Annotated in this window: 23 protein-coding genes; 14 read left to right on the forward strand and 9 right to left on the reverse strand. The window is 68.5% G+C overall.

Annotated elements, in window-relative coordinates; genetic code table 11:
- Window positions 1-12 precede the first annotated feature (12 nt).
- Both pfkB and ACZ5IQ_RS00405 read right to left on the reverse strand, forming a co-directional pair.
- Complete coding sequence (gene pfkB / locus ACZ5IQ_RS00400) at window positions 13-990, reverse strand: 1-phosphofructokinase (protein WP_212807865.1); 978 nt, start codon at window positions 988-990, stop codon at window positions 13-15.
- Window positions 987-1,766: a DeoR/GlpR family DNA-binding transcription regulator gene (locus ACZ5IQ_RS00405; RefSeq protein WP_212807866.1), complete on the reverse strand. Its 780-nt coding sequence runs from the start codon at window positions 1,764-1,766 to the stop codon at window positions 987-989. Before ACZ5IQ_RS00405 ends, pfkB begins: the two co-directional genes overlap by 4 nt.
- A gap of 102 nt (window positions 1,767-1,868) precedes the next feature.
- Here ACZ5IQ_RS00405 and ptsP point away from each other — a divergent pair, with 102 nt between their 5' ends.
- Both ptsP and ACZ5IQ_RS00415 read left to right on the forward strand, forming a co-directional pair.
- Window positions 1,869-3,596, forward strand: coding sequence for a phosphoenolpyruvate--protein phosphotransferase (ptsP, locus tag ACZ5IQ_RS00410; protein WP_406774756.1), 1,728 nt, complete (start codon window positions 1,869-1,871; stop codon window positions 3,594-3,596).
- Window positions 3,597-3,660: 64 nt separating this feature from the next.
- A complete protein-coding gene (locus ACZ5IQ_RS00415; RefSeq protein ID WP_464480633.1) occupies window positions 3,661-4,635 on the forward strand; it encodes a pirin family protein in 975 nt (324 codons plus the stop codon).
- On the opposite strand, the gene ACZ5IQ_RS00420 is transcribed toward ACZ5IQ_RS00415, so the two are convergent.
- Window positions 4,636-6,810, reverse strand: a complete 2,175-nt coding sequence (locus ACZ5IQ_RS00420) for an FUSC family protein (RefSeq protein ID WP_406774758.1) — start codon at window positions 6,808-6,810, stop codon at window positions 4,636-4,638.
- A gap of 257 nt (window positions 6,811-7,067) precedes the next feature.
- Between ACZ5IQ_RS00420 and ACZ5IQ_RS00425 the strand changes: the two genes are divergently transcribed.
- From ACZ5IQ_RS00425 to ACZ5IQ_RS00455, 7 genes are all read left to right on the forward strand, one after another.
- On the forward strand, window positions 7,068-7,703 hold the full coding sequence (locus ACZ5IQ_RS00425) for a TetR/AcrR family transcriptional regulator (protein ID WP_406774759.1): 636 nt from the start codon (window positions 7,068-7,070) through the stop codon (window positions 7,701-7,703).
- A gap of 27 nt (window positions 7,704-7,730) precedes the next feature.
- Window positions 7,731-8,663: a class I SAM-dependent methyltransferase gene (locus ACZ5IQ_RS00430; protein WP_406774760.1), complete on the forward strand. Its 933-nt coding sequence runs from the start codon at window positions 7,731-7,733 to the stop codon at window positions 8,661-8,663.
- A gap of 81 nt (window positions 8,664-8,744) precedes the next feature.
- Window positions 8,745-10,139 (forward strand): aldehyde dehydrogenase family protein, encoded by a 1,395-nt coding sequence (locus tag ACZ5IQ_RS00435; protein WP_406774761.1) that lies wholly within the window; start codon window positions 8,745-8,747, stop codon window positions 10,137-10,139.
- 114 nt (window positions 10,140-10,253) lie between these two features.
- The gene (locus ACZ5IQ_RS00440) at window positions 10,254-11,117 is read left to right on the forward strand and encodes an SDR family oxidoreductase (RefSeq protein WP_212807872.1); all 864 of its coding nucleotides are present in this window, start codon (window positions 10,254-10,256) and stop codon (window positions 11,115-11,117) included.
- A gap of 3 nt (window positions 11,118-11,120) precedes the next feature.
- Entirely contained in the window at window positions 11,121-12,092 is a 972-nt protein-coding gene (locus tag ACZ5IQ_RS00445) for an NADPH:quinone oxidoreductase family protein (protein WP_212807873.1), read from the forward strand.
- Window positions 12,093-12,578: a DUF456 domain-containing protein gene (locus ACZ5IQ_RS00450; protein WP_212807874.1), complete on the forward strand. Its 486-nt coding sequence runs from the start codon at window positions 12,093-12,095 to the stop codon at window positions 12,576-12,578.
- Window positions 12,575-13,126, forward strand: coding sequence for a YceI family protein (locus tag ACZ5IQ_RS00455; RefSeq protein ID WP_212807875.1), 552 nt, complete (start codon window positions 12,575-12,577; stop codon window positions 13,124-13,126). Before ACZ5IQ_RS00450 ends, ACZ5IQ_RS00455 begins: the two co-directional genes overlap by 4 nt.
- Here the strand turns inward: ACZ5IQ_RS00455 and ACZ5IQ_RS00460 are convergent.
- The 3 genes from ACZ5IQ_RS00460 to ACZ5IQ_RS00470 are packed head-to-tail and all read right to left on the reverse strand — an operon-like array spanning window position 13,123 to window position 15,937.
- Window positions 13,123-13,932 carry a tyrosine-protein phosphatase gene (locus ACZ5IQ_RS00460; RefSeq protein ID WP_212807876.1) on the reverse strand — a complete coding sequence of 270 codons (810 nt, stop codon included), beginning with the start codon at window positions 13,930-13,932 and terminating at the stop codon, window positions 13,123-13,125. The genes ACZ5IQ_RS00455 and ACZ5IQ_RS00460 overlap by 4 nt on opposite strands.
- The gene (locus ACZ5IQ_RS00465; protein ID WP_406774807.1) at window positions 13,932-15,149 is read right to left on the reverse strand and encodes an acyl-CoA dehydrogenase family protein; all 1,218 of its coding nucleotides are present in this window, start codon (window positions 15,147-15,149) and stop codon (window positions 13,932-13,934) included. Before ACZ5IQ_RS00465 ends, ACZ5IQ_RS00460 begins: the two co-directional genes overlap by 1 nt.
- A 35-nt stretch (window positions 15,150-15,184) precedes the next feature.
- Window positions 15,185-15,937 carry a hypothetical protein gene (locus ACZ5IQ_RS00470; RefSeq protein ID WP_212807878.1) on the reverse strand — a complete coding sequence of 251 codons (753 nt, stop codon included), beginning with the start codon at window positions 15,935-15,937 and terminating at the stop codon, window positions 15,185-15,187.
- A 221-nt stretch (window positions 15,938-16,158) separates the two neighbouring features.
- Between ACZ5IQ_RS00470 and ACZ5IQ_RS00475 the strand changes: the two genes are divergently transcribed.
- A complete protein-coding gene (locus ACZ5IQ_RS00475; protein WP_212807879.1) occupies window positions 16,159-17,178 on the forward strand; it encodes an alcohol dehydrogenase catalytic domain-containing protein in 1,020 nt (339 codons plus the stop codon).
- A gap of 11 nt (window positions 17,179-17,189) precedes the next feature.
- On the opposite strand, the gene ACZ5IQ_RS00480 is transcribed toward ACZ5IQ_RS00475, so the two are convergent.
- A complete protein-coding gene (locus ACZ5IQ_RS00480; RefSeq protein WP_212807880.1) occupies window positions 17,190-17,804 on the reverse strand; it encodes a DJ-1/PfpI family protein in 615 nt (204 codons plus the stop codon).
- A gap of 62 nt (window positions 17,805-17,866) precedes the next feature.
- On the opposite strand from ACZ5IQ_RS00480, the gene ACZ5IQ_RS00485 reads away from it, so the two are divergent.
- Window positions 17,867-19,201: an aminotransferase-like domain-containing protein gene (locus ACZ5IQ_RS00485; protein ID WP_212807881.1), complete on the forward strand. Its 1,335-nt coding sequence runs from the start codon at window positions 17,867-17,869 to the stop codon at window positions 19,199-19,201.
- Here the strand turns inward: ACZ5IQ_RS00485 and ACZ5IQ_RS00490 are convergent.
- Together ACZ5IQ_RS00490 and ACZ5IQ_RS00495 are read right to left on the reverse strand one after the other, a co-directional pair.
- The gene (locus ACZ5IQ_RS00490) at window positions 19,157-19,984 is read right to left on the reverse strand and encodes an alpha/beta fold hydrolase (RefSeq protein ID WP_212807882.1); all 828 of its coding nucleotides are present in this window, start codon (window positions 19,982-19,984) and stop codon (window positions 19,157-19,159) included. The genes ACZ5IQ_RS00485 and ACZ5IQ_RS00490 overlap by 45 nt on opposite strands.
- A 215-nt stretch (window positions 19,985-20,199) precedes the next feature.
- Window positions 20,200-20,430, reverse strand: coding sequence for a hypothetical protein (locus ACZ5IQ_RS00495; protein ID WP_212807883.1), 231 nt, complete (start codon window positions 20,428-20,430; stop codon window positions 20,200-20,202).
- A 206-nt stretch (window positions 20,431-20,636) separates the two neighbouring features.
- Here ACZ5IQ_RS00495 and ACZ5IQ_RS00500 point away from each other — a divergent pair, with 206 nt between their 5' ends.
- Genes ACZ5IQ_RS00500 through ACZ5IQ_RS00510 form a run of 3 tightly spaced genes read left to right on the forward strand, consistent with a single transcriptional unit; the run spans window position 20,637 to window position 23,418 of the window.
- Window positions 20,637-21,278, forward strand: coding sequence for a response regulator (locus ACZ5IQ_RS00500; RefSeq protein WP_212807884.1), 642 nt, complete (start codon window positions 20,637-20,639; stop codon window positions 21,276-21,278).
- A 10-nt stretch (window positions 21,279-21,288) separates the two neighbouring features.
- Window positions 21,289-22,482: a sensor histidine kinase gene (locus tag ACZ5IQ_RS00505; RefSeq protein ID WP_212807885.1), complete on the forward strand. Its 1,194-nt coding sequence runs from the start codon at window positions 21,289-21,291 to the stop codon at window positions 22,480-22,482.
- A gap of 39 nt (window positions 22,483-22,521) precedes the next feature.
- Complete coding sequence (locus ACZ5IQ_RS00510) at window positions 22,522-23,418, forward strand: alpha/beta fold hydrolase (protein ID WP_212807886.1); 897 nt, start codon at window positions 22,522-22,524, stop codon at window positions 23,416-23,418.
- The last annotated feature ends 101 nt before the right edge of the window (window positions 23,419-23,519 follow it).

Consider the following 23,519-nt stretch of genomic DNA (forward strand, 5'->3'; position numbering starts at 1 on the left):
GAATAGAACGGATCAGAGGTGGGCGGAGGCGGACGTGACGGCGTGGACCTGAACGGCTTTCACGTCGATCTGGTCCGGGCCGGGCAGTGCGGAACCCGGCAGGGCGGCAGCGGCGCTGCCGTACGCGACGGCGGTCTGGAGCCGCTGCGCGGGTGTTGCGCCGGAGATGGTGGCGGCGAGGTAACCCGCCAGCGACGCGTCACCCGCTCCGACGGTGCTGCGCGGCACGATCGACGGTGCCGTGGCGGCCCAGGTGCCGTCGCGGTCGACCAGGACGGCGCCCGCGCCGCCGAGCGTGACGAGCACGGTGCCGGCCCCGCGGTCGACGAGCTGCCGCGCGGCGGACACCACCGGCATCGGATCACCCTGCGCGACAGCGTCTTCCAGCTCCGATGCGGAGCACCCGGTCAGCCAGGCCAGTTCTTCGGAGTTCGGTTTGATGAGGTCGGGCGCCGCGGATTCGAAGGCTTCTGCCAGGGCGGTGAGCGGACGTTCGGAGGTGTCCACCGCCACGCCGCACGGCAGTGCCGCCAGCCGGGCCGCGATGCCGGCGTACCAGTCGTCGGGCACCCCGGGGGGCAGCGATCCGGACAGCACGACCCAGGTGGCCCCCACTGCGTGGTCGCAGACGGCGGCGGTCAGGGTCGCCAGGGCAGCGGCATCCAGGTGGGCCCCCGGCTCGTTGAGTTTGGTTGTGGTGCCGTCTTTTTCGGTGATTGTGAGGTTGCTGCGCACGGTGCCCGGGATGGCGATGTTGTGAAACGGCACGCCGCGCGTCGTCAGCCCCGTCAGGATCGGATCGTGGTCGGCTGCCGGCAGCAGCGCGAGGGTGTCGACACCGTTCTGGGTCAGTGCGCGAGATACGTTGACCCCCTTACCTCCTGGCTCGGTGGAGACGGGGGTGAGGCGGTGTACCGCTCCCCTGGTCAGCGGCTCGTCGAGCGTGACGGTGCGGTCGAGGCTCGGGTTCAGGGTGACGGTGACGATCATGATTCACTCTCCGCGCAGATGACGTCGACGCCGGCGTCGATGAGCTCTTGGCGCTCGTGGGGGCGGATATCGGTGTCGGTGACGACGGTGCGAACCGCCGACAGCGGCGCGAAACTGACGAGGTCTTCCCTGCCGAACTTGCTCGAATCCGCCGTCACCACAACATGGTTGGCGCAGTGGACCATGGCGCGCTTGATGGCGGCCTCGTCGCTGTCCGGGGTGGAGAAACCGTGTCGGACGCTGATGCCGTTGGTGCCGAGGAAGGCGACGTCGACGCGCAGTGAGTCGAGTGTCCGCAGGGCCTGCTCCCCCACCACGGCCTGGGTGAGGCTGCGGACGCGGCCGCCCAGCAATTGCAGGGACACCGTCGGGTTGGATGTCAGCTTTGCGGCGGCGGGAATGGAGTTGGTGATGACGACGAGGTCGCGGTCGGTGGGGATGAGCTCGGCGATGCGCGCGGTGGTGGTGCCGGCGTCGATCAGCACCGTCCCGCCGGTGGCGGGCAGGAAGGCGACGGCTGCGGCCGCGATGGCGGCCTTCTGCTGGGTCTGCGTGGAATCGCGCTGGACGACGCCCTGCTCGACCAGGTGCAGGGTGCGGGCGGGCACCGCTCCCCCGTGCACGCGCCGGATGACGCCGGCCTTGTCGAGGACGTCGAGATCGCGGCGGACGGTTTCGGTGGTGACGTCGTAGGCCTCGGCCAAGTCGTTGACCGAGGCGCGACCGTCGGCGAGGACTCGCGCGGCGATGGCTTGCTGCCGTTCTTCCGCGTACATGACCCTCCAATTGTGTGGGAATCCATCCGGTTCGATCTTTGTATTGTTTGTTTTACGCTTGGATGTGTTGACTTGTCAACGGTTCGGAGTAATCTACATCACATGAGCCAGACATTTGTGAGCCCGTCGCCAAGGGTCGTCGACGTGGAAACCAGCAGTGCACCTGTAGTCCTGCGCGGCGTGCCCGCCGTCGGCGGAGTGCGGTACGCGCCGGTGCTGTGGCCGGGTCCCCGGCCCGCGCCGGAGGCCGATGACGGCGCCGCCGAGCTGGAAGAGCCGGAACGGGCGGGGGAGCGGGAGCGCTTCGCCGCGGCTTCGTCGGCGGTCGCGGACCGGCTCCGCAACCGCGCGGCGCGCGCGACCGGCGCGGCGGCCGAAGTCTTGGCCACGACGGCGACGCTCGCGCAGGACCGGGCCTGGGCGGCGGCGACGGAGAAGCGCATCGCCGACGGCATGTCGGCAGTCCGCGCCGTCGTCGCGACCGCGGACCAGTTCGTCGAGATGTTCACCCGCATGGGTGGATTGATGGCCGAGCGGGTCGCCGACCTCAGGGATATCCGGGATCGGGTGATCGCGGATCTGCGTGGCCTTCCCGAGCCGGGGGTGCCGGTGCCGGATGTGCCGTCGGTGCTGTGTGCCGAGGATCTGGCGCCCGCCGATACCGCCGGCCTGGACCCGAATCTGGTGGTCGCGTTGGTGACCAGCCTGGGTGGGCCGACCAGTCACACCGCGATCATCGCCCGTCAGCTCGGCATTCCGTGCGTCGTGGCCGTTTCCGGGCTGGAGAAGGTGCAGCCGGGAACGATGGTGCTGGTGGACGGCACCAACGGCACCGTGGAGATCGAGCCCGACGCGACCCTGGCCGCCGCGGCCGTGGCCCAGGCGCGCCGCGAGGCCGACCTCGCCGACAGCTGGCGTGGCCCGGGCGTCACTGCTGACGGGCATCGGGTCGCGGTGCTCGCCAATGTGCAGGACGGTGCCGCGGCGCATGCGGCGGCGCAGACGCCTGCGGAGGGCATCGGTCTGTTCCGCACCGAATTGTGCTTCCTGAACCGCGATCTCGAACCGACCGTCGACGAGCAGGCGCAGATCTACGGCGACGTGCTGGCCGCATTCCCGGACCGGAAAGTGGTGGTGCGCACCCTCGACGCGGGTTCGGACAAGCCGCTGCGCTTCGCCGGGCACGCCGATGAGGCCAATCCGGCGCTCGGTGTCCGTGGCATCCGCATCGCCCAGGGCAATCCGGAGCTGCTGACCCGCCAACTGCAGGCCATCGCGGCCGCGGCCGACGCCACCGGCCAGCGTCCGTGGGTGATGGCCCCGATGATCGCGACGCCCGCCGAAGCGAAAGCCTTTGCGGCACAGGTGCGGTCGTTCGGCCTGACGCCCGGCGTGATGATCGAGGTGCCCGCCGCGGCGTTGTTGGCGGATCGGATTCTGCGACACGTCGACTTTCTGTCGATCGGCACCAACGATCTGACGCAGTACACGATGGCGGCGGACCGGATGTCGGCCGACCTGGCCACGCTCAGCGACCCGTGGCAACCGGCGGTGCTGGCGTTGGTGGGTACGGCCGCCAAGGCGGGTGCCGAGCAGGGCAAGCCGGTCGGGGTGTGCGGGGAGGCTGCGGCCGATCCGGCGCTGGCGTGTGTGCTTGTCGGATTGGGCGTGACGTCCCTGTCGACGGCGGCTGCTGCGGTGCGTGCGGTCGGCGCCGCGCTCGCCGGGGTGACGCTCGAGCAGTGCCGGGCGGCCGCGGAAGCGGCGCTGGCCGCCGAGTCGTCGGCGGACGCCCGCAGCGCGGCGCTCGCTGCGCTGGCAAGCCGCTGACCAGCGGTTATCGGATGCGCATAGCACCCGGAATTAATCGGACTGCAGTCCGGTTATAGGTGACATGCCTGCTATCACCGCTGACACGATCAGCTTGCCGCGTATTGCTTCCGCTGCGCCGAGTGACACAGAACGCCCGGTGCGGTCCATCACCACCGGTCCCCGTGGCTATGAGGGCGAGGGCTTCCCGGTGGTCCGAGCCTTCGCCGGGGTCAGCCCGGTGGACCTCGACCCCTTCGTCCACCTGGACCAGATGGGTGAGGTCGAGTACGAACCCGGTGAACCGAGGGGCACCGACTGGCATCCGCACCGCGGGTTCGAGACGGTGACCTACATGATCGACGGCCGCTTCGCACACCAGGATTCCCACGGTGGCGGCGGTCTGATCACCGACGGTGCCACGCAGTGGATGACCGCCGGGTCGGGCATCCTGCACATCGAGACGCCGCCGGCCGAACTGGTCGAGAGCGGCGGACTGTTCCACGGCCTGCAGCTGTGGGTGAACCTGCCCAAGAAGGACAAGTTCGCTGCCCCCAGGTACCAGGCCATCGAGGGCCCCGACGTCACCCTGTTGTCGTCGGACGACGGCGGCGCGCTCGTGCGCGTCATCGCCGGCGAGATCGGCGACGCCAAGGGCCCGGGCGGTACGCACACACCGATCACCATGGCGCACGCGACGATTGCGCCCGGCGCGCGCCTCGACCTGCCGTGGAACCGCAACTTCAACGCGCTCGTCTACATCCTGTCCGGACGTGGCAGCGTCGGACCCGTCGGCCATCCCATCCACCAGGGTCAGCTGGCGGTGCTGGGGCCGGGCGACCGGATCACCGTCGCCGCCGACGAAGGCCAGGATTCCAACCGGCCCGCGCTCGAGGTGCTGTTGCTCGGCGGTCAGCCGATCCGGGAACCGGTCTTCCACTACGGCCCGTTCGTGATGAACTCCAAGTCGGAGCTCATCGAGGCGTTCGAGGACTTCCAATCCGGCAAGTTCGGCACGATTCCGCCGAACGCGTTGAAGCCGCACCGCCCCGGGCACTGATCACGCGGGCGCGGTCTCCGGGTAGAGGAGTTCGAGCTCGCCGAGGCTGGCGGCGACGGTCACCAGAGGCAGCGCGGCCTCGACCGACAAGTTTCCGCCGCCGGTCTCGGCGCGCAGGGCGAGCACGAAATCGTCACTGATGGGTGTGCGCGCTGCGGCGTCGGCGTCTTCGGTGCCCATGATCCGGGCGCAGATCGACGCGGTGTGCGCTTCGAGGACCTCGCGGGCGGCGCGATACGGGGCCAGGGGCGGTGGCACGACGTCAGCGATGAGGTCGGCCGCCGCCCGCAACCGGACCGTCTGATTGGCCGCCCGGACCACCGGCGCCCGCAGTTCTGTCGCCCCGCTGCTCTCCGAAAGGAAGTGGCGCACCGCATCATCCACGGTCCGGGAGGCCGTCAGCGCGTCGAAGCTCAGGGCGTGCACCCGGTCTGTGGCAGCCTCGGAGGCGCCGCGGGTCACTCGCCGCACGGCCGCGGTCAGATACCGGGTACCGGCGACGCGCGCCGCTTCCAGCGCGCGCTGAACGACCGCCGCCGACCCGCGCGGCCACAGCAGCAGCGACACCACGATGCCGACCGCGGCACCCACCAACACGTTCTCGAGCCGGATCAGCCCGACGCGCCAGCCGGCCGGGCTGATCAGGTTGTAGATGGTGAGCACCAGCATGGTGAACATCGCCTGGCCCGCCACGAACGAGAACACATCGGGCACATAGGCCGAACCGAACGCCACGATGGGCAGGACGAACCACAGCAGGACGGGGTTCGCGCCGATCAGGTGGATCACCACGGTGCCGAGGAGGAATCCGATCGCGGTGCCGCCAACGGCGCGCAACACGCGGGTCCCGGTGGTCAGCGCGCTGCTGCGCAGTACCGACAGCGATGCCATGGCGATCCAGAAACCGTGCTGCAGGGGAAACAGATGGACGACGGCCACCGCAACGGCCAGGCCGATGCCGGTACGAAGGCTGTTCTGAACCACCACCGCTCGTGTCGCGACGAATCCCGACGGGATGGCTGACACGGCCTGGGATTCGGACAGCACGCGGTCGAGGTTCCCGGCCGCCGGCAGTCGCCGACCCAGGACGCGGGCCCACACCGGCCGGGCGTCGGCGTCGGCTGCCAGTCCGATGACGCGTCCGGTCGCCCCGATACAGGCCGAGAACGTGCGCAGCCGCAACAGCTTTCGGCCCGTCGCGACGGCCAGCAGGTCGTCCGGTTCGGCGCGGATCAGCTCGATGTCCTCGCGGTAGCGCCCGCGCGTGGCGGCCCGATGCGCGGTCAGGGCGTCGGCCAGGTCGGCGCGGTAGCGATCGCGGCCCGCGGCGCGCGGTGTGCTCAGCACCCGGGCGCAGTCGTTCAGTACCCGGATGGCCGGTTCGCGGGTCTCGGCGAGCAGGGAGCCGGTGGCGTCCGTGGCACGGTCGCACAGCCAGCGCAGGTCGTCGACGACCCGCACCAGGGCGCGGCTGCCGGCGGTCAGACCGACCGGGCGGAAGTCGGCGCCGAGGAAGTTGTCGCCCAGCACCTCCATCGCATCGAAGAGCTCCTGCGCCGTCGCGGACCCCTCGAGCCGGGCGGCCAGCAGGCGGCACACCTGCGCGGCGTGCTTGCGCAGGTCGTCGTGATGCGTGGGTGGCAACAGGAACAGCGCGGCCGGGACGGCAATGGCCCAGGCCACGGCCCAGCCGAGCAGTCGATCGGGGACGGGTCCCGCCGGCGTGCACACCGGCAGCACGAACGTCATCAAGGTGGAGCGCTGCCCGGCGGCGATGATCTCGCTGAGGACACCCGAGAACGTCACGAGCAGCCCGATGGCGAACATCGCCGGCACCGCCAGCCACGGATGGGGGGACAGCAAGGTGCCCAGCGTGATCAGGACCGCGCCGTTGAAGCCGAGCCCGGCGTAGGCCAGCGCCCGCGCCGGCCGGTTGCCGGGGAAATCCACCACCACCAGCAGCGCGACGGCGCCGAAGATCGCGAACATGGTCGTCTGCGACCGGCTTCCGACGGCGGTACCGACGGCCAGTCCGACGATCGCGACGACCGGGAGCACCACACCTGCGCGGGTCGCGCGCCGGAGGGCGTCGTATTCGGGGTCCTTGTCGCGCAACCGGCTGACGAGCTGCTGCCGGCGCAACGCCGGCGACTCTCGCGACACCACGCCCGCCATGGCGCCCAACATTAATTTGGCTGACGTCGACATGCGCCGGCAACAACACGCCTGTGGCCGCGGTGTTTCGCAGGCGCCGGCACACCGGCGGTCGTTCCTGGCCGGGCTACCGATCGGCGCCGGCCCGCGGCCGGGAACCGCACGCCGTGCAGCTTTCGGTTGTTGACAGATCTGCAAGTTTGCTGGGAGCAGCAATTTCGACGGCTGTCCCGCGCATACGAGCAGGGTCGGGCCGAGATCTATGGCACAATTTGACGATGCCGTACATCGCCACCCGTGGCCCGGGTCGCCCTCCCGCGGCGAAGGCGGCCGAAACTCGTGAGCGCATCCTGCGCGCCGCACGCGAGGTTTTCAGTGAACTTGGTTATGACGCAGCAACATTCCAAGCCATTGCGATCCGTGCGGATCTGACGCGCCCAGCGATCAACCATTACTTCGCGAACAAGCGTGTGCTCTACGGCGAGGTCCTCGATCAGACCAACGCCATGGTCGTCGCTGCGGGCCGTCGCCGGGCCGAGGAAGAGACCACCTTCATCCGGCGCCTGTCGTCGTTTTTCGTCGCCGCCATCCAGGCCGATTCCGAGGACCGGTCCGCTGCGGCGTTCCTGGTGACCTCGATCCTCGAGGCACAGCGACATCCCGAATTGCGCCAGGAGGAACACGACGCGCTCGTGGCCTCCCGTGACTTCGTGACCTGGGCCGTCACCGACGCCGTCGAACGCGGCGAACTGGCCGTCGACACCGAGGTGTCCACGGTGGTGGAGATGCTCATCGCGGTGATGTGGGGCATGGGGTTCTACGCCGGCTATGTCGGCAGCCACCAGGAGCTGACCGCCGTCATCGAGCGGCTCGAACTATTGCTGGCCAACAAGCTGTGGCAGGTCACCGAATAGACCGGCATCAGCTGGTACACCTGGTACATGGGCAGCGAGCGCTCCGACGACGACACCTGGGATATCGCGAGCAGTGTGGGTGCGACGGCGGTGATGGTGGCCGCCGCGCGGGCCGGGGAAACCGAACGCGATGACGCGCTGATCCGCGATCCGTTCGCGAAGATCCTGGTGGCCGGCGCGGGTACCGGCGTGTGGGAGACGATCCTCGACGCCGATTTCAACAACCGGATGGCCGGCGCCGATCCCGAGGTGGCCGCGGTCCTCGAGCACATGGGCAACTACCAGGCGGTGCGCACGCACTTCTTCGATGCCTACTTCGCCGACGCCGCCGCGGCCGGTATCCGTCAGGTGGTGATCCTGGCGTCCGGGCTGGATTCGCGGGCCTACCGATTGGACTGGCCGGCCGGCACGACGGTGTTCGAGATCGATCAGCCGAAGGTGCTCGAGTACAAGGACGAGACCCTGAAGGCGCATGGCGCGACGCCGGCGGCGACGCTGCATCAGCTGCCGATCGACCTGCGTAACGACTGGCCGAAAGCATTGCGGGAAGCCGGGTTCGACGATTCGGCGCCGACTGCCTGGCTGGCGGAAGGGCTGCTGATGTACCTGCCGGCTGACGCGCAGGACCGCCTCTTCGAGAACATCACCGCGCTGAGCGCGCCGGGTAGCCGCATCTCGGTCGAGACGGTCGGCGAGCACGCCGCCGAACGACGCCAGCGGATGCGGGACCGGTTCGACAAGCTCGCCGGCCAGTTCGGCATGGGGCAGGTGATGAACGTGCAGGATTTGATGTACGAGGATCCCGATCGCGCCGACGTGGCCGAGTGGCTGGACGCGCACGGCTGGTCGTCGACGTCGGTCACCTCGCAGGAGGAGATGCGCCGGCTGAATCGTTGGGTGCAGGTCGATACCGTCGATGACAAGGCGTTTTCCACCTTCGTGACGGCGCGCAAGGGCTGATCGCCAGCAGTTGACCCTTCTGCCCAACCGGCTGGTTGGTTAGGATTCCGGTGTTGCCTGGCTCACGTAAGGACGTTCGTCATGACCACCGAATCTGTCGCACCCGTCGCGACCACTGATATTCCGGCTGTCGTGGCCGGTCTTCAAAAGACTTACGCCACCGGGCGCACCCGCGACCTGCAGTGGCGCAAGCGCCAGCTACTTGCGCTGGCCCAGGCGATGGAGGAGAACGAGACGGCCATCGCCAAGGCGCTGGAGGCCGATCTCGGCCGCAAGCCATTCGAGGCCTGGCTCGCGGACAGCGTCGGCACCATCGCCGAGGCCAAGGACGCCGCCAAGAACTTGCACAAGTGGGCGAAACGTCGCTACCGCCTGCTGGAGCGCTCGCAGCTGCCCGGCCGCGGCTGGGTCGAGTACGAGCCCTACGGCACGGTGCTGATCATCGGCGCCTGGAACTTCCCGTTCTACCTCACGCTGGGCCCGCTGGTCGGTGCCATCGCCGCGGGAAACACGGTGGTGCTCAAGCCATCTGAGTTCGCCCCGGCCTCGTCGCGGCTGATGGTGGAACTGGTCGAGAAGTACCTGGACACCTCGGCGATCGCGGTGGTCGAGGGCGACGGCATGGTCAGCCAGGAGCTGATCGCGCAGGGCCTGGACCGCATCATGTTCACCGGTGGCACCGAGATCGGCAAGAAGATCATGGCCGCCGCAGCCGAGCACCTGACGCCGGTGACGCTGGAGCTCGGTGGCAAGAGCCCGGTGATCGTCGCGGCCGACGCCGACATCGACGTCGCCGCCAAGCGCATCGCCTTCGCCAAGGTGATCAACTCGGGCCAGATCTGCGTCGCGCCGGATTACGTGGTGGCCGAGAAGCCCATCCGTGACGAGTTGGTCGCCAAGATCCGGGACGCCGTCGTGGCGTTCACCGCCGACGATGCCGACGGTCTGCCGATCGTCACAGAGCGGCAGTTCAACCGGCTCAGTAGCTACCTCGGCACGGGTGGCGAGGTCGTCACCGGTGGCGGCACGAACCCGGCCCGGCTCACCATCCAGCCGACCGTCGTGGTCGACCCGCCGCTCGACGCACCGGTCATGACCGAGGAGATCTTCGGGCCCATCCTGCCGGTGATCACCGTCGACTCGCTCGATGACGCCATCGCGTTCGTCAACGCCCGGCCCAAGCCGCTGGCGGCGTATCTGTTCACCAAGGCCAAGGCCGTCCGCGAGCGGTTCATCCGTGAGGTCCCGGCCGGCGGCATGCTGGTCAACCATCTGATCTTCCAGGTCTCGACGGCGCGCTTGCCGTTCGGCGGCGTCGGACCGTCCGGCATGGGCGCCTACCACGGTCGCTACGGCTTCCTGGAGTTCAGCCACGCGAAGTCGGTCATGACCAAGCCGACGCGGCCCGACCTGGGCAAGCTCATCTACCCGCCGTACACCGACAAGGCGTGGAAGATCGCGCGCAAGTTCTTCTAGAGATCGCAGACCCGGCGGCACGGCGGTCAGCCGGTCGCCGTATACACAAGGGGTGGCCCCACCCGAAAATAGATGGGGCGGGCTGTCCAATTTCTGTTCCATGAGAGGAAACCCATGCCCGGAGTGCAGGATCGCGTCATTGCCGTCACCGGAGCCGGAGGCGGCCTGGGTCGTGAATACGCGCTGACGCTGGCCCGCGAAGGCGCTTGTGTCGTGGTCAACGACCTCGGCGGCGCCCGCGACGGCACCGGCGCCGGCCACAACATGGCCGACCAGGTCGTCGAGGAGATCAAGGCCGCCGGCGGCCGCGCCGTCGCCAACTACGACTCGGTGGCCGAGGCCGAGGGCGCCGAGAACATCGTCAAGACCGCGATCGAGGCGTTCGGCAAGATCGACGGTGTGGTGTCCAACGCGGGCATCCTGCGCGACGGCACCTTCCACAAGATGACCGCCGAGCAGTGGGACATCGTGCTCAAGGTGCACCTCTACGGCGGCTACAACGTCATCCGTGCCGCCTGGCCGCACTTCCGCGAGAACGCCTACGGCCGCGTCGTGGTCGCCACCTCGACCAGTGGTCTGTTCGGCAACTTCGGTCAGGCCAACTACAGCGCCGCCAAGCTGGGCCTGGTCGGCCTGATCAACACGCTGGCCCAGGAAGGCGCCAAGTACAACATCAAGCTCAACGCCGTCGCGCCGATCGCCGCGACCCGCATGACCGAGGACATCGTGCCGCCGGAGGTCTTCGCCAAGCTGTCGCCGGAGTACGTGGCGCCGGTGGTGGCGCAGCTGTGCAGCGAGGAGCTGCCCGAGACGGGCTCGATCTTCATCGTCGGCGGCGGCAAGGTGCAGCGCACCGCGCTGTTCCAGAACGACGGTGTCACCTTCGACCACGTGCCCAGCGTTGACGAGGTGGCCGCCAAGTGGGGCGAGATCACCGACCTGTCGGCCGCCAAGGCTGCTTCGTTCGCGCTCGGCTGATAGGTGAAAGCGCTTGTCGCACAGTCGCTGACGGGTCCATCGGGCCTCGCCTACACCGATGTCGATGACGCCGCAGACCCCTCGGGCAATGCGGTCGTCATCGATGTCGGTGCGGCCGGCGTCTGCTTTCCCGACCTGCTGCTGATCCGCGGCGAGTACCAGCTCAAGCTCCCACCCGGGTTCACCCCCGGCATGGAGGTGGCAGGTACCGTCCGGTCGGCGCCGGAGAGTTCTGGTTTCGTTGCCGGCCAGCGGGTTTCGGCGTTCACCATGATGGGCGGCTACGCCGAGCGCGCGCTGGCGCTGCCGGATTCGGTGATCCCGACGCCCGACGGCTTGGACGACGCCACGGCGGTCTGCCTGCTCGGCAACTACTACACCATGTACTTCGCGCTCGCTCGCCGCGGCAAGCTGCTGGCGGGGGAGACGGTGCTGGTGCTGGGCTCGGCCGGTGGCGTCGGGGTCGCGGCCATCCAGATCGCAAAGGCCATGGGCGCCAAGGTGATCGCCATGGTGCACCGGGTCGAGGCGCTGGACTTCGTGGCCTCTGTCGGTGCCGACGTGGTGCTGCCATTGGCCGACGGCTGGCGCGAAGCCGCGCTGGCGGCGACCGACGGTCGGGGAGTGGACCTGGTGGTCGACCCGGTCGGCGGTGAGGCGTTCGATGAAGCGATTCGGGTGCTGGCGCCCGAGGGTCGCCTGCTGGTGCTGGGTTTCGCTGCCGGACAGGGCATCCCGTCGGTGAAGGTGAACCGGCTGCTGCTGCGCAACATCAGCGTCGTGGGTGTCGGGTACGGCGAGTTCATCCGCCAGGTGCCCGGTTCGGCCGCCGAGGTCGGGGCGGGCCTGGCGAAGCTGGTCGAGGCCGGGTTGCGGCCGCCGGAGCCGATGCGCTTCGCGTTGTCCGACGGTGCCGCCGCCCTGCAGGCGTTGGCAGACGGCAAGATTCACGGCAAGGCTGTCCTGGAGCCGTAAGTGAACACCTTGGGAACAGTGCTGGTGGCGCTGGTCATCGCGATCGGCCTGGTCGGCATCGTGGTGCCGGTACTGCCCGGTGGATTGCTCGTGTTCCTGGCGATCGCGGTGTGGGCGGTGGCCGTCCACACCGCGACGTCATGGGTGGTGCTCGGTGTGGCGGCGGCGTTGTTCCTGGCCGGTGAGGTCATCAAATATCTCTGGCCGATGCGCCGGATGCGTCGCGCCGACGTGTCCACCCGCAGCCTTGTCGTCGGCGGAATCCTCGGCGTCATCGGGTTTTTCGTGATCCCGGTGCTGGGCCTGGCCCTGGGCTTCGTACTGGGCGTCTACCTGTCCGAGTACTCGGCGCTGCGGGACACCAGCCGGGCCTGGACGTCGACCAAGCACGCCATCAAAGGTGTCGCACTGGCCATGGGGGTGGAGTTGACGGCCGCGCTGCTGGCCGCGGCGGCGTGGGTGACGGGATTGGTGGTCGGTAGTTGAGCGCAGAGAGACGGACTTTCGACGCGTCGGCCGGTGAGCTGCTCCTGCACACCGGCGTCACCGGCAGTGCGGCGCGGATGGGACACCGGTTGACCATCGCGATGCGATCGTGGGCGGCGACCGTGGACGTGGACGGAGACGAACCCGTTGCGGTCGAGGTGACCGTCGACCTGGACTCGCTGGACGTGCTGACGGGCGAGGGCGGTATGACGCCGCTGTCGGGTGCCGAGAAGACACTGGTTCGCAACAATGCGCTGAAGACGTTGCAGGCCAAGCGCTTTCCGCGGGCGACGTTCCGCTCGTCGTCGATCGAGCGGGATGGCGACTCGTGGCGGCTTGTCGGGACCCTGGACCTCAGCGGTCAGAGCCGCGAGCAGAGCGTCGTCGTCCACGCGGTGGGGGACGACGCGGACCTGCGGATCACCGGTGAGGCGGTGGTACGGCACAGCGACCATCGCATCAAGCAGTTCTCGATGTTGATGGGCGCGATGAAAGTGGCCGACGAGGTCCGAGTGACACTCACCGCGCAACAGGCGAACCCGACCTAGCCCCTCAGCACCGTCCGCAACCGCCTCACCTGCTCATCGGTAACACCAATGGCGGCAAGGTAATTCGATAGCGAACCATACTCGGCTTCGACGACGGCCAGGGCCGCGTCCAGGTACTCCTCGCGGACGCCGAGCACCTCTTCGGTGAGCCGGGCTTCGGCGAACGTCACGACCTCGGCAGTCTCACCGGCCCGGGTCCGGATGGTCTCGAGGATGCCTTCGCGCAGCTGCGGTACGGCGTCGTTGCTCCGCAGGAAGTCGGTGAGGATCGCGTCACGCTCGATGCCGACGGCCCCCAGCACCGTCGCCACCGTGAAGCCGGTGCGATCCTTGCCGGCGAAGCAGTGCGCGATCACCGGCCGCGAGTCGGCGAGCATCGAAATGACCTGGCGTATCGCAAGATGCGCGCCGGGCAGGGTGGGGAAGCGGCGGTACTCCTCGACCATGAAGCGACCGGCGGCGACGGCGACGTCCTCGTCATCGGGCTTCGCGGTCATCATCTTCTCGAAGGCGTTCTCGTGCGGTGCCTCGGCGGTATCGGTGCCTGCCGCGGCCAGCTCGTGGAACGGCAGCAGGTGGATCGCGACGCCGTCGGGCACCTGGCCTGGGCCGCGGCGCTCGACCTCACGCAGCGACCGGAGGTCGGCTACGTCGGTGATGCCGTAGTGCTGCAACGCTTTACGGCCGTCTTCGACGAGCCCGCTGAGCTCGCTGGAGCGGAACAGCCGGCCGGGGGCGATGCCCGTCTCTTCGGCGACGTCGCGGAAGTTCCAGGCGCCGGCGAGTTCCAGACCAGTGGACCGCATCACTGACCCAACACCGCGGCCGCCAGTGCGGACTTCTCGCGGCCCAGTTCGGCGCGCGCGATGGTGCGCATGTGCACCTCGTCCGGTCCGTCGAACAGCCGCATCGCGCGGTGCCAGGCGTAGAGCCGGGCCAGCGGGACGTCGTCGCAGATCCCGGCGGCGCCGTGCACCTGGATGGCGCGGTCGATCACATCGCACGCGACCTGCGGGGCCACCGATTTGATCTGTGACACCAGGACATGCGCGGCCTTGTTGCCCTGCTGGTCGATGGTCCAGGCGGCCTTCTCACACAGCAGCCGGGCCTGGTCGATCTCGTTGCGGGACTTGGCAATCGACTCGCGCACCACGCCCTGCTCGGCCAGCGGCTTGCCGAACGCCACGCGCTTCTGCACCCGGTCGATCATCAACGCCAGGGCCCGCTCGGCGGCGCCGAGGGCGCGCATGCAGTGGTGGATGCGGCCCGGCCCCAACCGGGCCTGCGCGATGGCGAAACCGGAGCCCTCTTCGTGCAACAGGTTCTCCGCCGGTACTCGGACGTTGTCGAAGACGATCTCGCAGTGCCCGTGCTGGTCCTGCCACCCGAACACCGGCAGCGACCGCTGGATGTCCACACCCGGGGTATCGGCCGGCACCAGGATCATCGACTGCTGGGCGTGCGACGCGGCGTCGGGATTGGTGCGGCCCATCACGATCAGGATTTTGCAGCGCGGGTCGGCGGCGCCGGTGATCCACCACTTGCGGCCATTGATGACGTAGTCGCCACCGTCGCGCAGCATCGTCGTCTCGATGTTGCGGGCGTCGGACGACGCGACGGCGGGCTCGGTCATGGCGAAGGCGCTGCGGATCTCACCACCCAGTAGCGGATCGAGCCACTGCTTGCGCTGCTGCTCGTTGGCGAACAGGTGCAGGGTCTCCATGTTGCCGGTGTCCGGCGCCGCGCAGTTGATGGCCTCGGGCGCGATTTCCATGCTCCAGCCGGAAATCTCGGCCAGCGGGGCGTACTCGAGATTGGTCAGCCCCGACTCCGACGGCAAGAACAGATTCCACAGGCCACGCTTGCGCGCCTCGATCTTGAGCTCCTCGACCACCGGCGGCACCGTGTGGTCCTGCGGGCCCTTCTCCTCGCGGTAGGCGTGGTAGGAGGCCTCGGCCGGCAGCACGCGCTCGGTCATGAACTCGGTGAGCCTGTGCTGGTAATCCTGCGCTTTTGCCGACAACGCGAAGTCCATGACCGCCACGATAAGCCACTTGGTTAGACATGTGGAAGCGCGGCCCACTCCTCGGGAACAACGCGGACGTCACTGAGGTCGATGGCCACCATGAGCTCGTCGGCCAGCGGTCGGCCGGCGGCGTCGCACCGGTAGGCGCGGCGCCGTGTCGGCACCATGATGCCGTCGGCTTCGACGATCTCACTGACATAATGGTGGGCGGCGAACCCGCCGGCGATCTCGACGCGGTAGTCATGGCGCCGGATGAGGAAATCGCTGCCGAAGAAGAAGTCCTCCTCCCGGCTGTGACTGGCGAAGCCATCGGGATAGCGCACCCGCAGGCCGCGCCACCGCTCGCCGTGATCGAGGACGGGTTCGATTTCGGTGACGTCCATGCCCGGCAGTGCCATGAAGAACGGCGTGGTCAGGTACATCCACAACGCGTAGCCGTTGAAGTAGGCCCGCTGTAACGGATTCCACGGTGTGCTCAGCTCGTGGTCGGCGAAAGTTGTTCGCGGATCCGTCTGCACGGCCACCACCCGGCCGTCGAGCTTCTCGATGGCGACGCGAGCCGGGGTGAAGTCGGTGCGCTGATCCGGTGCGCCGAACGGCCGCACCGACGCCCACTGGCGTTGCGTCGCAACGGACATCCGTCGTGGCGCCGGGTCCTGCGGCAGTCCCTTGATGCCGAACAGTTTGCCACCGGTGACGATGGTCGCCTCCACAGAGCTCAGACTGCGCCACCGGTCCAGCCCGCCGTGCGCTTCCAACACCGAGCTCAGCAGATCTGTTGTCATCTGAGGCCTTTCGCCGCCGTTGCCTCCTATGCAACACAACCCGTCGCGGCGTGGCGTCCGCCGAAGGTGGCCCTGTCACTACCAGGAGTCGCGGGGACGGACTGGCGGGCCGTGGGCCGGAATGGTGTCCGGGGTATCCGGCGCTGTGTGAGGCGAAATCTCCCCACCACGGAGCCCGCCGTGCCGCCGAGTGGCAACTGAATTCGATCAGAGGAAAACGAATGTCTACGTATCGCGCCTTTCAGGTGACTGGCCAGGCCCATTTCGAGCTGGTGGAGCGGCCCTTGCTCGAGCCACCTCCGGGTCAGGTGCGCTTCCGCGTACAGAGCTGCGGGGTGTGCCACAGCGACGTCCTCGCCGTCGAGGGCCAGCGGCCCGACCCGCACCTGCCTGTGATACCCGGTCATGAAGCCGTGGGCGTCATCGACGCCATCGGCGCCGACGTCACCGGTTGGCACGTCGGTGACCGCGTCGGCGTCGGCTTCCTCGGTGGCCACTGCGGCGTCTGTTCATCCTGCCGCCGTGGTGATTTCGTCAACTGCAACGATCAGCCCTGGTTCGGCACCAACACCGACGGTGGCTATGCCGAGGTGGCGTATGCCCGGGCCAGCGGACTGGTCCGCATCCCCGAGGGAATCGACTCCGTGGCCGCCTCGCCGCTGCTGTGCGCCGGCATCACGACCTACAACGCTGTGCAGCTGGTCCATGCGGCGCCGGATTCGCTTGTGGCCGTGCAGGGTATCGGCGGTCTGGGACATCTGGGCGTGCAGTACGCCCGCAAGCTCGGCTACCGGGTTGCGGCCATCGCCCGGGGCACCGACAAGGCCGCGCTGGCCGCCGAGCTCGGCGCCGACCACTACATCGACAGTGCGGCAACCGATCCCGCTGAGGCGTTGCAGGAACTCGGCGGCGCTGAAGCCGTCGTGGCCACGGCGTCGAGCGGCTCGTCGATGGCGCCGCTGCTGGCCGGACTGAAGCCGCGCGGCCAGCTGATCGTCGTGGGTGTCGCCGGAGACCCGATTCCGGTGAACACCGTGGATTTGGTCACCGCCAGCCGATCGATCGTCGGCAGCCTCACCGGCACCCCCGTCGAAAACGAGGACGGCATGAACTTCAGTGCCGCGCACGGGGTTGCCGCGATGACCGAGGTCCTGCCGTTCGACGAAGCACCGAAGGCCTACGCGCGCATGATGTCCGGGGACGCGCGTTTCCGCGTTGTGCTCGATATGCAGGACCGGTAGCGCCTGCGTGCTCAGGCAGCTGTCGCGCGGTCGAGGTACGGCGTGATATTGCGCAGTGCACGGGCGACGTAGTCGTCCTTCTCGCCAACGGGTGCCACGTAGCGCAGGGCTTCGACAGCGGCGTCGACGCCCTCGCTACGGGCGATGAGCCACCCCGCCAGATACGCGGACGACAGGCAGCCGCCGGCCGTCGCGACGTTGCCCTTGGCGAACAGCGGTTGGTCAAGAACGTCCACTCCGGCGGCCTGCACCCAGGGCTTGGTCGTCGAGTCGGTGCACGCCGGAACTCCGTCCAAGAGGCCGAGTTTGGCGAGGACCAACGTGCCCGAGCACTGTGCAGCCAACAGTTGCCGGGACGGGTCCAGTTTCAGGCGCGCCATCAAACACTGGTCGGCGACCACCTCGCGAGTCCGAATGCCACTGCCGACGATGACCGCATCGGCGGTGCACGCCTGTTCCAGATCGATGTGGGATTCGATGACGACGCCGTTCATCGAACCGACTCGAGGGCTTGGGCTGGCGATGGACACGCGCCAGTCCGCCTTGCGGACTCGGTTGAGAACGCCCAGTGCGATCAGCGAATCGAGTTCGTTGTAGCCGTCGAAGGTGAGGATGGCGATGTGCATGATCCGAGCCTAGGGTCGCCAATTCAATACGATCAACAAATTGTCATGCATACAATGCGGGCATGGGTCGGGCTCGGTACAAAGCCGTCGTGGACGCGCTGGCTGCCGACATCCGCGCCGGCGTGATCCCTCCCGGCGCAAGGCTGCCGACCCACCGCGAACTCGCCGCGCGTGAAGGGCTGGCGCTGGTCACCGCGACCCGCGTCTACGCCGAACTCGCCGAGATGGGACTGGTCAGCGGTGAAGCCGGCCGGGGCACTTTCGTCCGGGAATCGTCGCTCCCGCTCCGCGACGACGTTTCGGAGCGGGCATTCGCCGACGATGTCGTGGATCTGAACTTCAACTATCCCTCGGTTCCGGGACAGGCCGACCAGCTGCGAAATGCGTTGCGGGGCCTGGCCTCGTCGGGTGATCTCGACGCCCTGTTGCGGTACCAGCCGCACGCTGGGCGGCTGCACGAGCGGGCCTCGGCCGCACTGCATCTGGAGCGACGCGGCCTGAGCGTCCCGGCCGAACGCGTGTTGATCGTCAGTGGCGCACAGCACGGGCTGGCGGTCACCGCGTTGGCGATGCTGCAACCCGGCGACGTGGTGGCCGTCGATGCCCTGAGTTACCCCGGCTTCAAGGTGCTGGCCCAGGTGCTCCGGCTCGAGATGGCGCCACTTCCTGCCGGGAACGAGGGACCCGATCTCGATGCGTTCGAGGAGCTGTGCCGTACGCGGCCGGTCCGGGCGATCTACACCATGCCGACGCTGCACAACCCGCTCGGCTGGGTGACACCGGCACCGTGCCGCGAGACCCTCGTCGGGATCGCGCGCCGGCACGGTGTGACGATCATCGAGGACGCGTCGTACGCATATCTGGTCGATCGCCCGCCCGCACCGCTGGCGGTACTCGCCCCGGAACTGACCGTCTACGTGTCGGGGCTGTCGAAGAGTGTGGCCACCGGCCTGCGCATCGGATTCGTGGTTCCGCCAGCACAATTCATCGGTGCCTTCGAACGCGCGATCCGGGGGACGACGTGGAACACACCACCGTTGGTCACCGCGATTGCCGCCGGTTGGCTCAATGACGGCACCGTCACCCGGCTGGAAGCGGACAAGCGAGCCGACGCCCGGCATCGGCAGGTGGTCGCGCGCGAAGTGCTGTCCGGACTGGACGTCGTGGGGAATCCGTCTTCGTACTTCCTGTGGCTTCCGCTGCCCGGTGAGGCGCGCGCCGATCAAGTGGCGACCGATCTGCTGCGCGAAACGGTGTCGGTGTCCACCGCAGAACCCTTCGCCATGACCAAGAACCCGCCGCACGCGATCCGGGTGGCGTTGGGTTCGGTGCAGATCGACGTCCTGGCTCGATCACTCGCGACCGTGAAGCATGTCATCGACGCCCACACGTGGTGACAGGTCGGAGTCCGCGAAGTCCAGGATCATCGCCGCGACGGCGTCCGGGAATTCCACATGCAGCCAATGACCGCCGGACTCGATGGTGCGGACGTCTGGCCGACCAAAACGCGAGGCGATGGCGTCGGCAAGCTCGCCGGTGACGAAACCGTCTGCGCCGCCGCGAATCACGAGCACCGCGCCCGGGAATGCGCTGGCGGCGGGCGCGTCGGCCGCGCCGTCGTTCCACACGTCGACGTAATGGCCGGCGACGCCCGGCACCAGGTGCCTGCCGATGTCGGTGAGCCGGTCGAGCTGGGCGTCGGTGAGATGGGGGGAGATCGCCGCCCGCGAGAGGCGCTGCGCGGCACTGTCGCCGTCGATAGCGTGGAACTGCGCGACCACGCCGCCGGGTAAGCGGGTGCCGCCCAACGGAACTGGGGTGAGCAGCACCAAGCCCCAGACCCGATCGGGATGCGCGGCCGCGACCAGCTCGGCGATCTGCGAACCGAGGCTCTGGCCGACCACGATGACCGGTCCGGCGATGCTGTCGATGACGGCGCCCGCCTCGGCGGCGAGCGATTCCAACGTGATGGCGCTTGTGTCCCTGGCGGTTCCGGCGCGACGACCGAACTCCGGCAGGTCGTAGCGCACGGTCGCGACTTTGTCGCCCAGGCCGTCGATCACGCCATCCCACACGGTCAGGTCGTCGAGGAAACCGTGAATGAGAAGTACGGTCGGGGCATTCGGGTCGTGAGCCAACGTCCGGACGACAGGGAACTCGATAGGGCACCTGATCTGCATGTGCGGCGCTCCTTTCGTCTCGCTTCCGGCACAACATCCACGATGACGGCACTCGCCGGAGGTTTGGGTCACCGCGGTGATCCTGGTACCGGCAGGGTCAGCCAGCGAGGGCCGAACTCAGGCTGAAGCGTGAACCGTCAGCTCAGTCACATCGCAGATCAACAGCGGATTCCCTCCCCGCGACGACTTCGGGGAGGGAATCCGGGTTCAGGCGGTCAGCGGCCCTGCAGGGCTGAGACGCGGTAGATGCCGTGGTGCCAGAACACGCCGGGCAGCGGCATGCCGGCGGGCGGAGCCGTGATCGACGGGGTGGCGACGATGGCCGGCGGACGGACATCGGGCCCGAGGGTCGTGGCGCCGGCAGCACCGGCCAGGCCGAGTGCCGAGCCGCCGAGAACGCCGGCGGCGATGATCGAGAGGCCGAAGGTGCGGGCTGTGCTGCTCATGTGAATTCTCCTGTGTCAGTGGGTTTTTCGTGTCTTGCTCCGGTGTGTTCCGGTGATGACTCAAGAGTGCCTGGCTGCGGAGCCCGCGGGTATCGGGTAATCGGCCGAGTTGTCGGAGGATTCCCGTGTCCCCTGATCGGGGGACACGCGGCCGTCAATTTGCGATCGGAGTTACTTTTCGCTGGTTGCCGTGCGACGCTGACGGCATGAACGACGAACGGGTTCGCGTGGTGGTGGGTGACGACCACCCGATGTTTCGCGACGGCGTCGTCCGCGCCCTGACGGCGAGTGGCGCCATCGAGGTGCTGGCCGAAGCCGACGACGGCACGTCGGCGTTGGAGGCCATCCGCACCCACAAGCCTCAGGTCGCCCTCCTGGATTACCGCATGCCCGGCATGGACGGCACCGAGGTGGCGGCAGCGGTGCTGCGCGACGGCCTGCCGACACGGGTGCTGCTGCTCTCCGCGCATGACGAGGCGGAGATCGTCTACCGGGCCCTGCAGGAAGGCGCGGCCGGCTTCCTGCCGAAAGAGTCGACACGTAGCGAGCTGGTCAACGCGATCCTCGAATGCGCGAAGGGCCGCGACGTCGTCGCGCCGAGCCTGGCCGCCGGGCTCGCGGGTGAGATCCGTCGGCGGGCCGAGCCGGACGCCCCGGTGCTGAGCCCGCGCGAACGCGAGGTGCTGCAGCTGATCGCCAAGGGGGCGACCATTCCCGCCATGGCCAAGGAGCTGTACCTGGCGCCGTCGACGGTCAAGACCCATGTGCAGCGGCTCTACGAGAAGCTCGGCGTCGGGGACCGCGCGGCGGCCGTGGCCGAGGCGATGCGTCGAAAGCTACTGGACTGACGTGAGGCCGATGCTCAGCCGGATCGGGGAGTACCTGGCTGCCGAACCAGTGCGGATTTCGGCCGGGCTACGGCTCCCGCTGATCGCGCTGATCGGTGTCCTGGTGTGGATCTGGGAAGTCGACCACTGGCTGCCCGAGCTGTACGCCGTGATCCTGGGCCTGTATGCCGTCGCCGCGGTGATCTGGCTGGTGGCGGTGCTACGCGGACCCGTGCCGCGCTGGGCAGACTGGGCATCGACCGGCATCGACCTGGTGGTGATCCTGGCGCTGTGCCTGGTGTCCGGCGGCGCGACCGCGGCCCTGCTGCCCGTCTTCTTCCTGTTGCCGATCTCGGTGGCGTTCCAGGACCGTCCGCTGATGACCGCGGCGATCGGCACCCTCACTGCCACGGGCTATCTGGCGGTCTGGATCTTCTACTCCAAACACGACGACCGCATGGGCCTGCCGAACATGGTCTACACGCACTTCGGCTTTCTCGTGTGGCTGGCGGTGGCCACCACTGTGTTGTGCTGCGTGTTGGTGCGTCGACAGGAGCGCGTGCAGGCCCTACAAGAGGTGCGTCGCCAATTGGTTTCCGAGGCCATGCAGTCCGACGAGCGGCACAACCGGGAGGTCGCCGAAGGGCTGCACGACGGCCCGTTGCAGACGCTGCTGGCGGCCCGGCTGCAGCTCGATGAGGTCCGGGAGCGGACCCCCGGGCCGGAACTCGACGCGGTCTACGCCGCGCTGGAAGACACGGCGACGGCATTGCGGTCGACGGTCACCGAGTTGCATCCGCAGGTGCTCGCCCAGCTCGGGTTGACGCCGGCGGTGCGGGAACTGGTGCGGCAGTTCGAATCTCGCGGCCGGATCGAGGTGCGGGCCGACCTCGAGGAGGTAGGTATGCCGGATTCGCAGCAGCTGCTGTACCGGGCGGCCCGCGAGCTGCTGACCAACATCGGCAAGCATGCACAGGCCACGACGGTGTCGGTGCGGTTGGGCCGCATAGGCGATCGCGTCGTCCTGACCGTCGCTGACGACGGCGTCGGGTTCGACCCCGGTGTGGTGTCACGGTACGTGGCCGACGGGCACATCGGGCTGGGCTCGCTGCTGGCGCGGCTCGACGCGATGGGCGGCTCGATGCTCGTCGACTCCGCGGTCGGCGGCGGAACTCGGGTGACAGTGACGTCGCCCCCCGAGCGCGAGCTGGGTGGCACTAGATAATTCGTCGCTGGGAGGGGCCCGCGGCGGTAGCGTCACGCCATGAAACTGCGCATCCTGGTCGGTCTGCTGGCCGCAGCGGTGGTGGCCTTGGTCGTCAACGCCGTGGTGGCGGACCACACCGGTCGCGCTGCGGAACCATTCGCCGGGGGCCACGTGCTCACACTCGACGGCCCAGACCTGAACGTCCGCGAGTACGGGCCGCCCGGTGACCGGGCAATCGTTCTGCTGCACGGATATTCGGCGTCCATCGAATGGTGGGAGAAGGTCGCCCCGGCCCTGGCGGCCCATCAGCGGGTGATCGCCGTCGACCTCGTCGGGCATGGTGGCTCCGAGGCGCCGACCGATGCCGCGCCGTATCACGCCGACGGTCAGGCCGCGGCCGTCCATCGCGCGCTCGAGGCGCTGGGTGTCCGGCACGCCGAACTGGTGGGGCATTCGATGGGCGGCGAGGTGGCTGCCGCATTCGCCACCAAGTACCCGGAAATGGTTGAGCGCGTTGCGGTTTCCGATACTCCCGCCGGCGAAGATCTGGTCGAGATGCCGTTGCTCGGCAGGATGCTGTGCTGGCCCGTCATCGGGCCCGCGCTGGACCGCTTCCGCGGCGTCGATGCGATCAGCGAAAGCTCGCTGCAGACCGGGTTTGCCGCCGACTACCCCGTTCCGGCGCTGGCATTCCGGTCCCTGAAACAGCTCAACTACGCGGGGGTGTGCGACTCGAAAGACCCCGGCCGGCCCGTGGTGGAGACGTTGAAGGAGCTGGGCAAGCCGGTGCTGGTGCTGTGGGGCGACAAGGACGTCCTGACGCCGACGGCGTCGAACGTCGCGCGCTACACCGCCGCGGGCCTGCCGCCGCACCTCATTGCGGGTTCCGGCCACAGCCCGATGGTCGAGAAGCCGGACCAGTTCCTCGCGGCGATAGGCGATTTCGTCCGCTGACGAGTGCCCGGCGGCCCGCGCCGGCGCAAGGCGCGAACACAATGTGACGCTGTGAGCTTCGCCGTGTCGCTATTTTGCATCACGGCGCTCACAGCCGCACA

The organism is Mycobacterium toneyamaense (assembly GCF_055384815.1).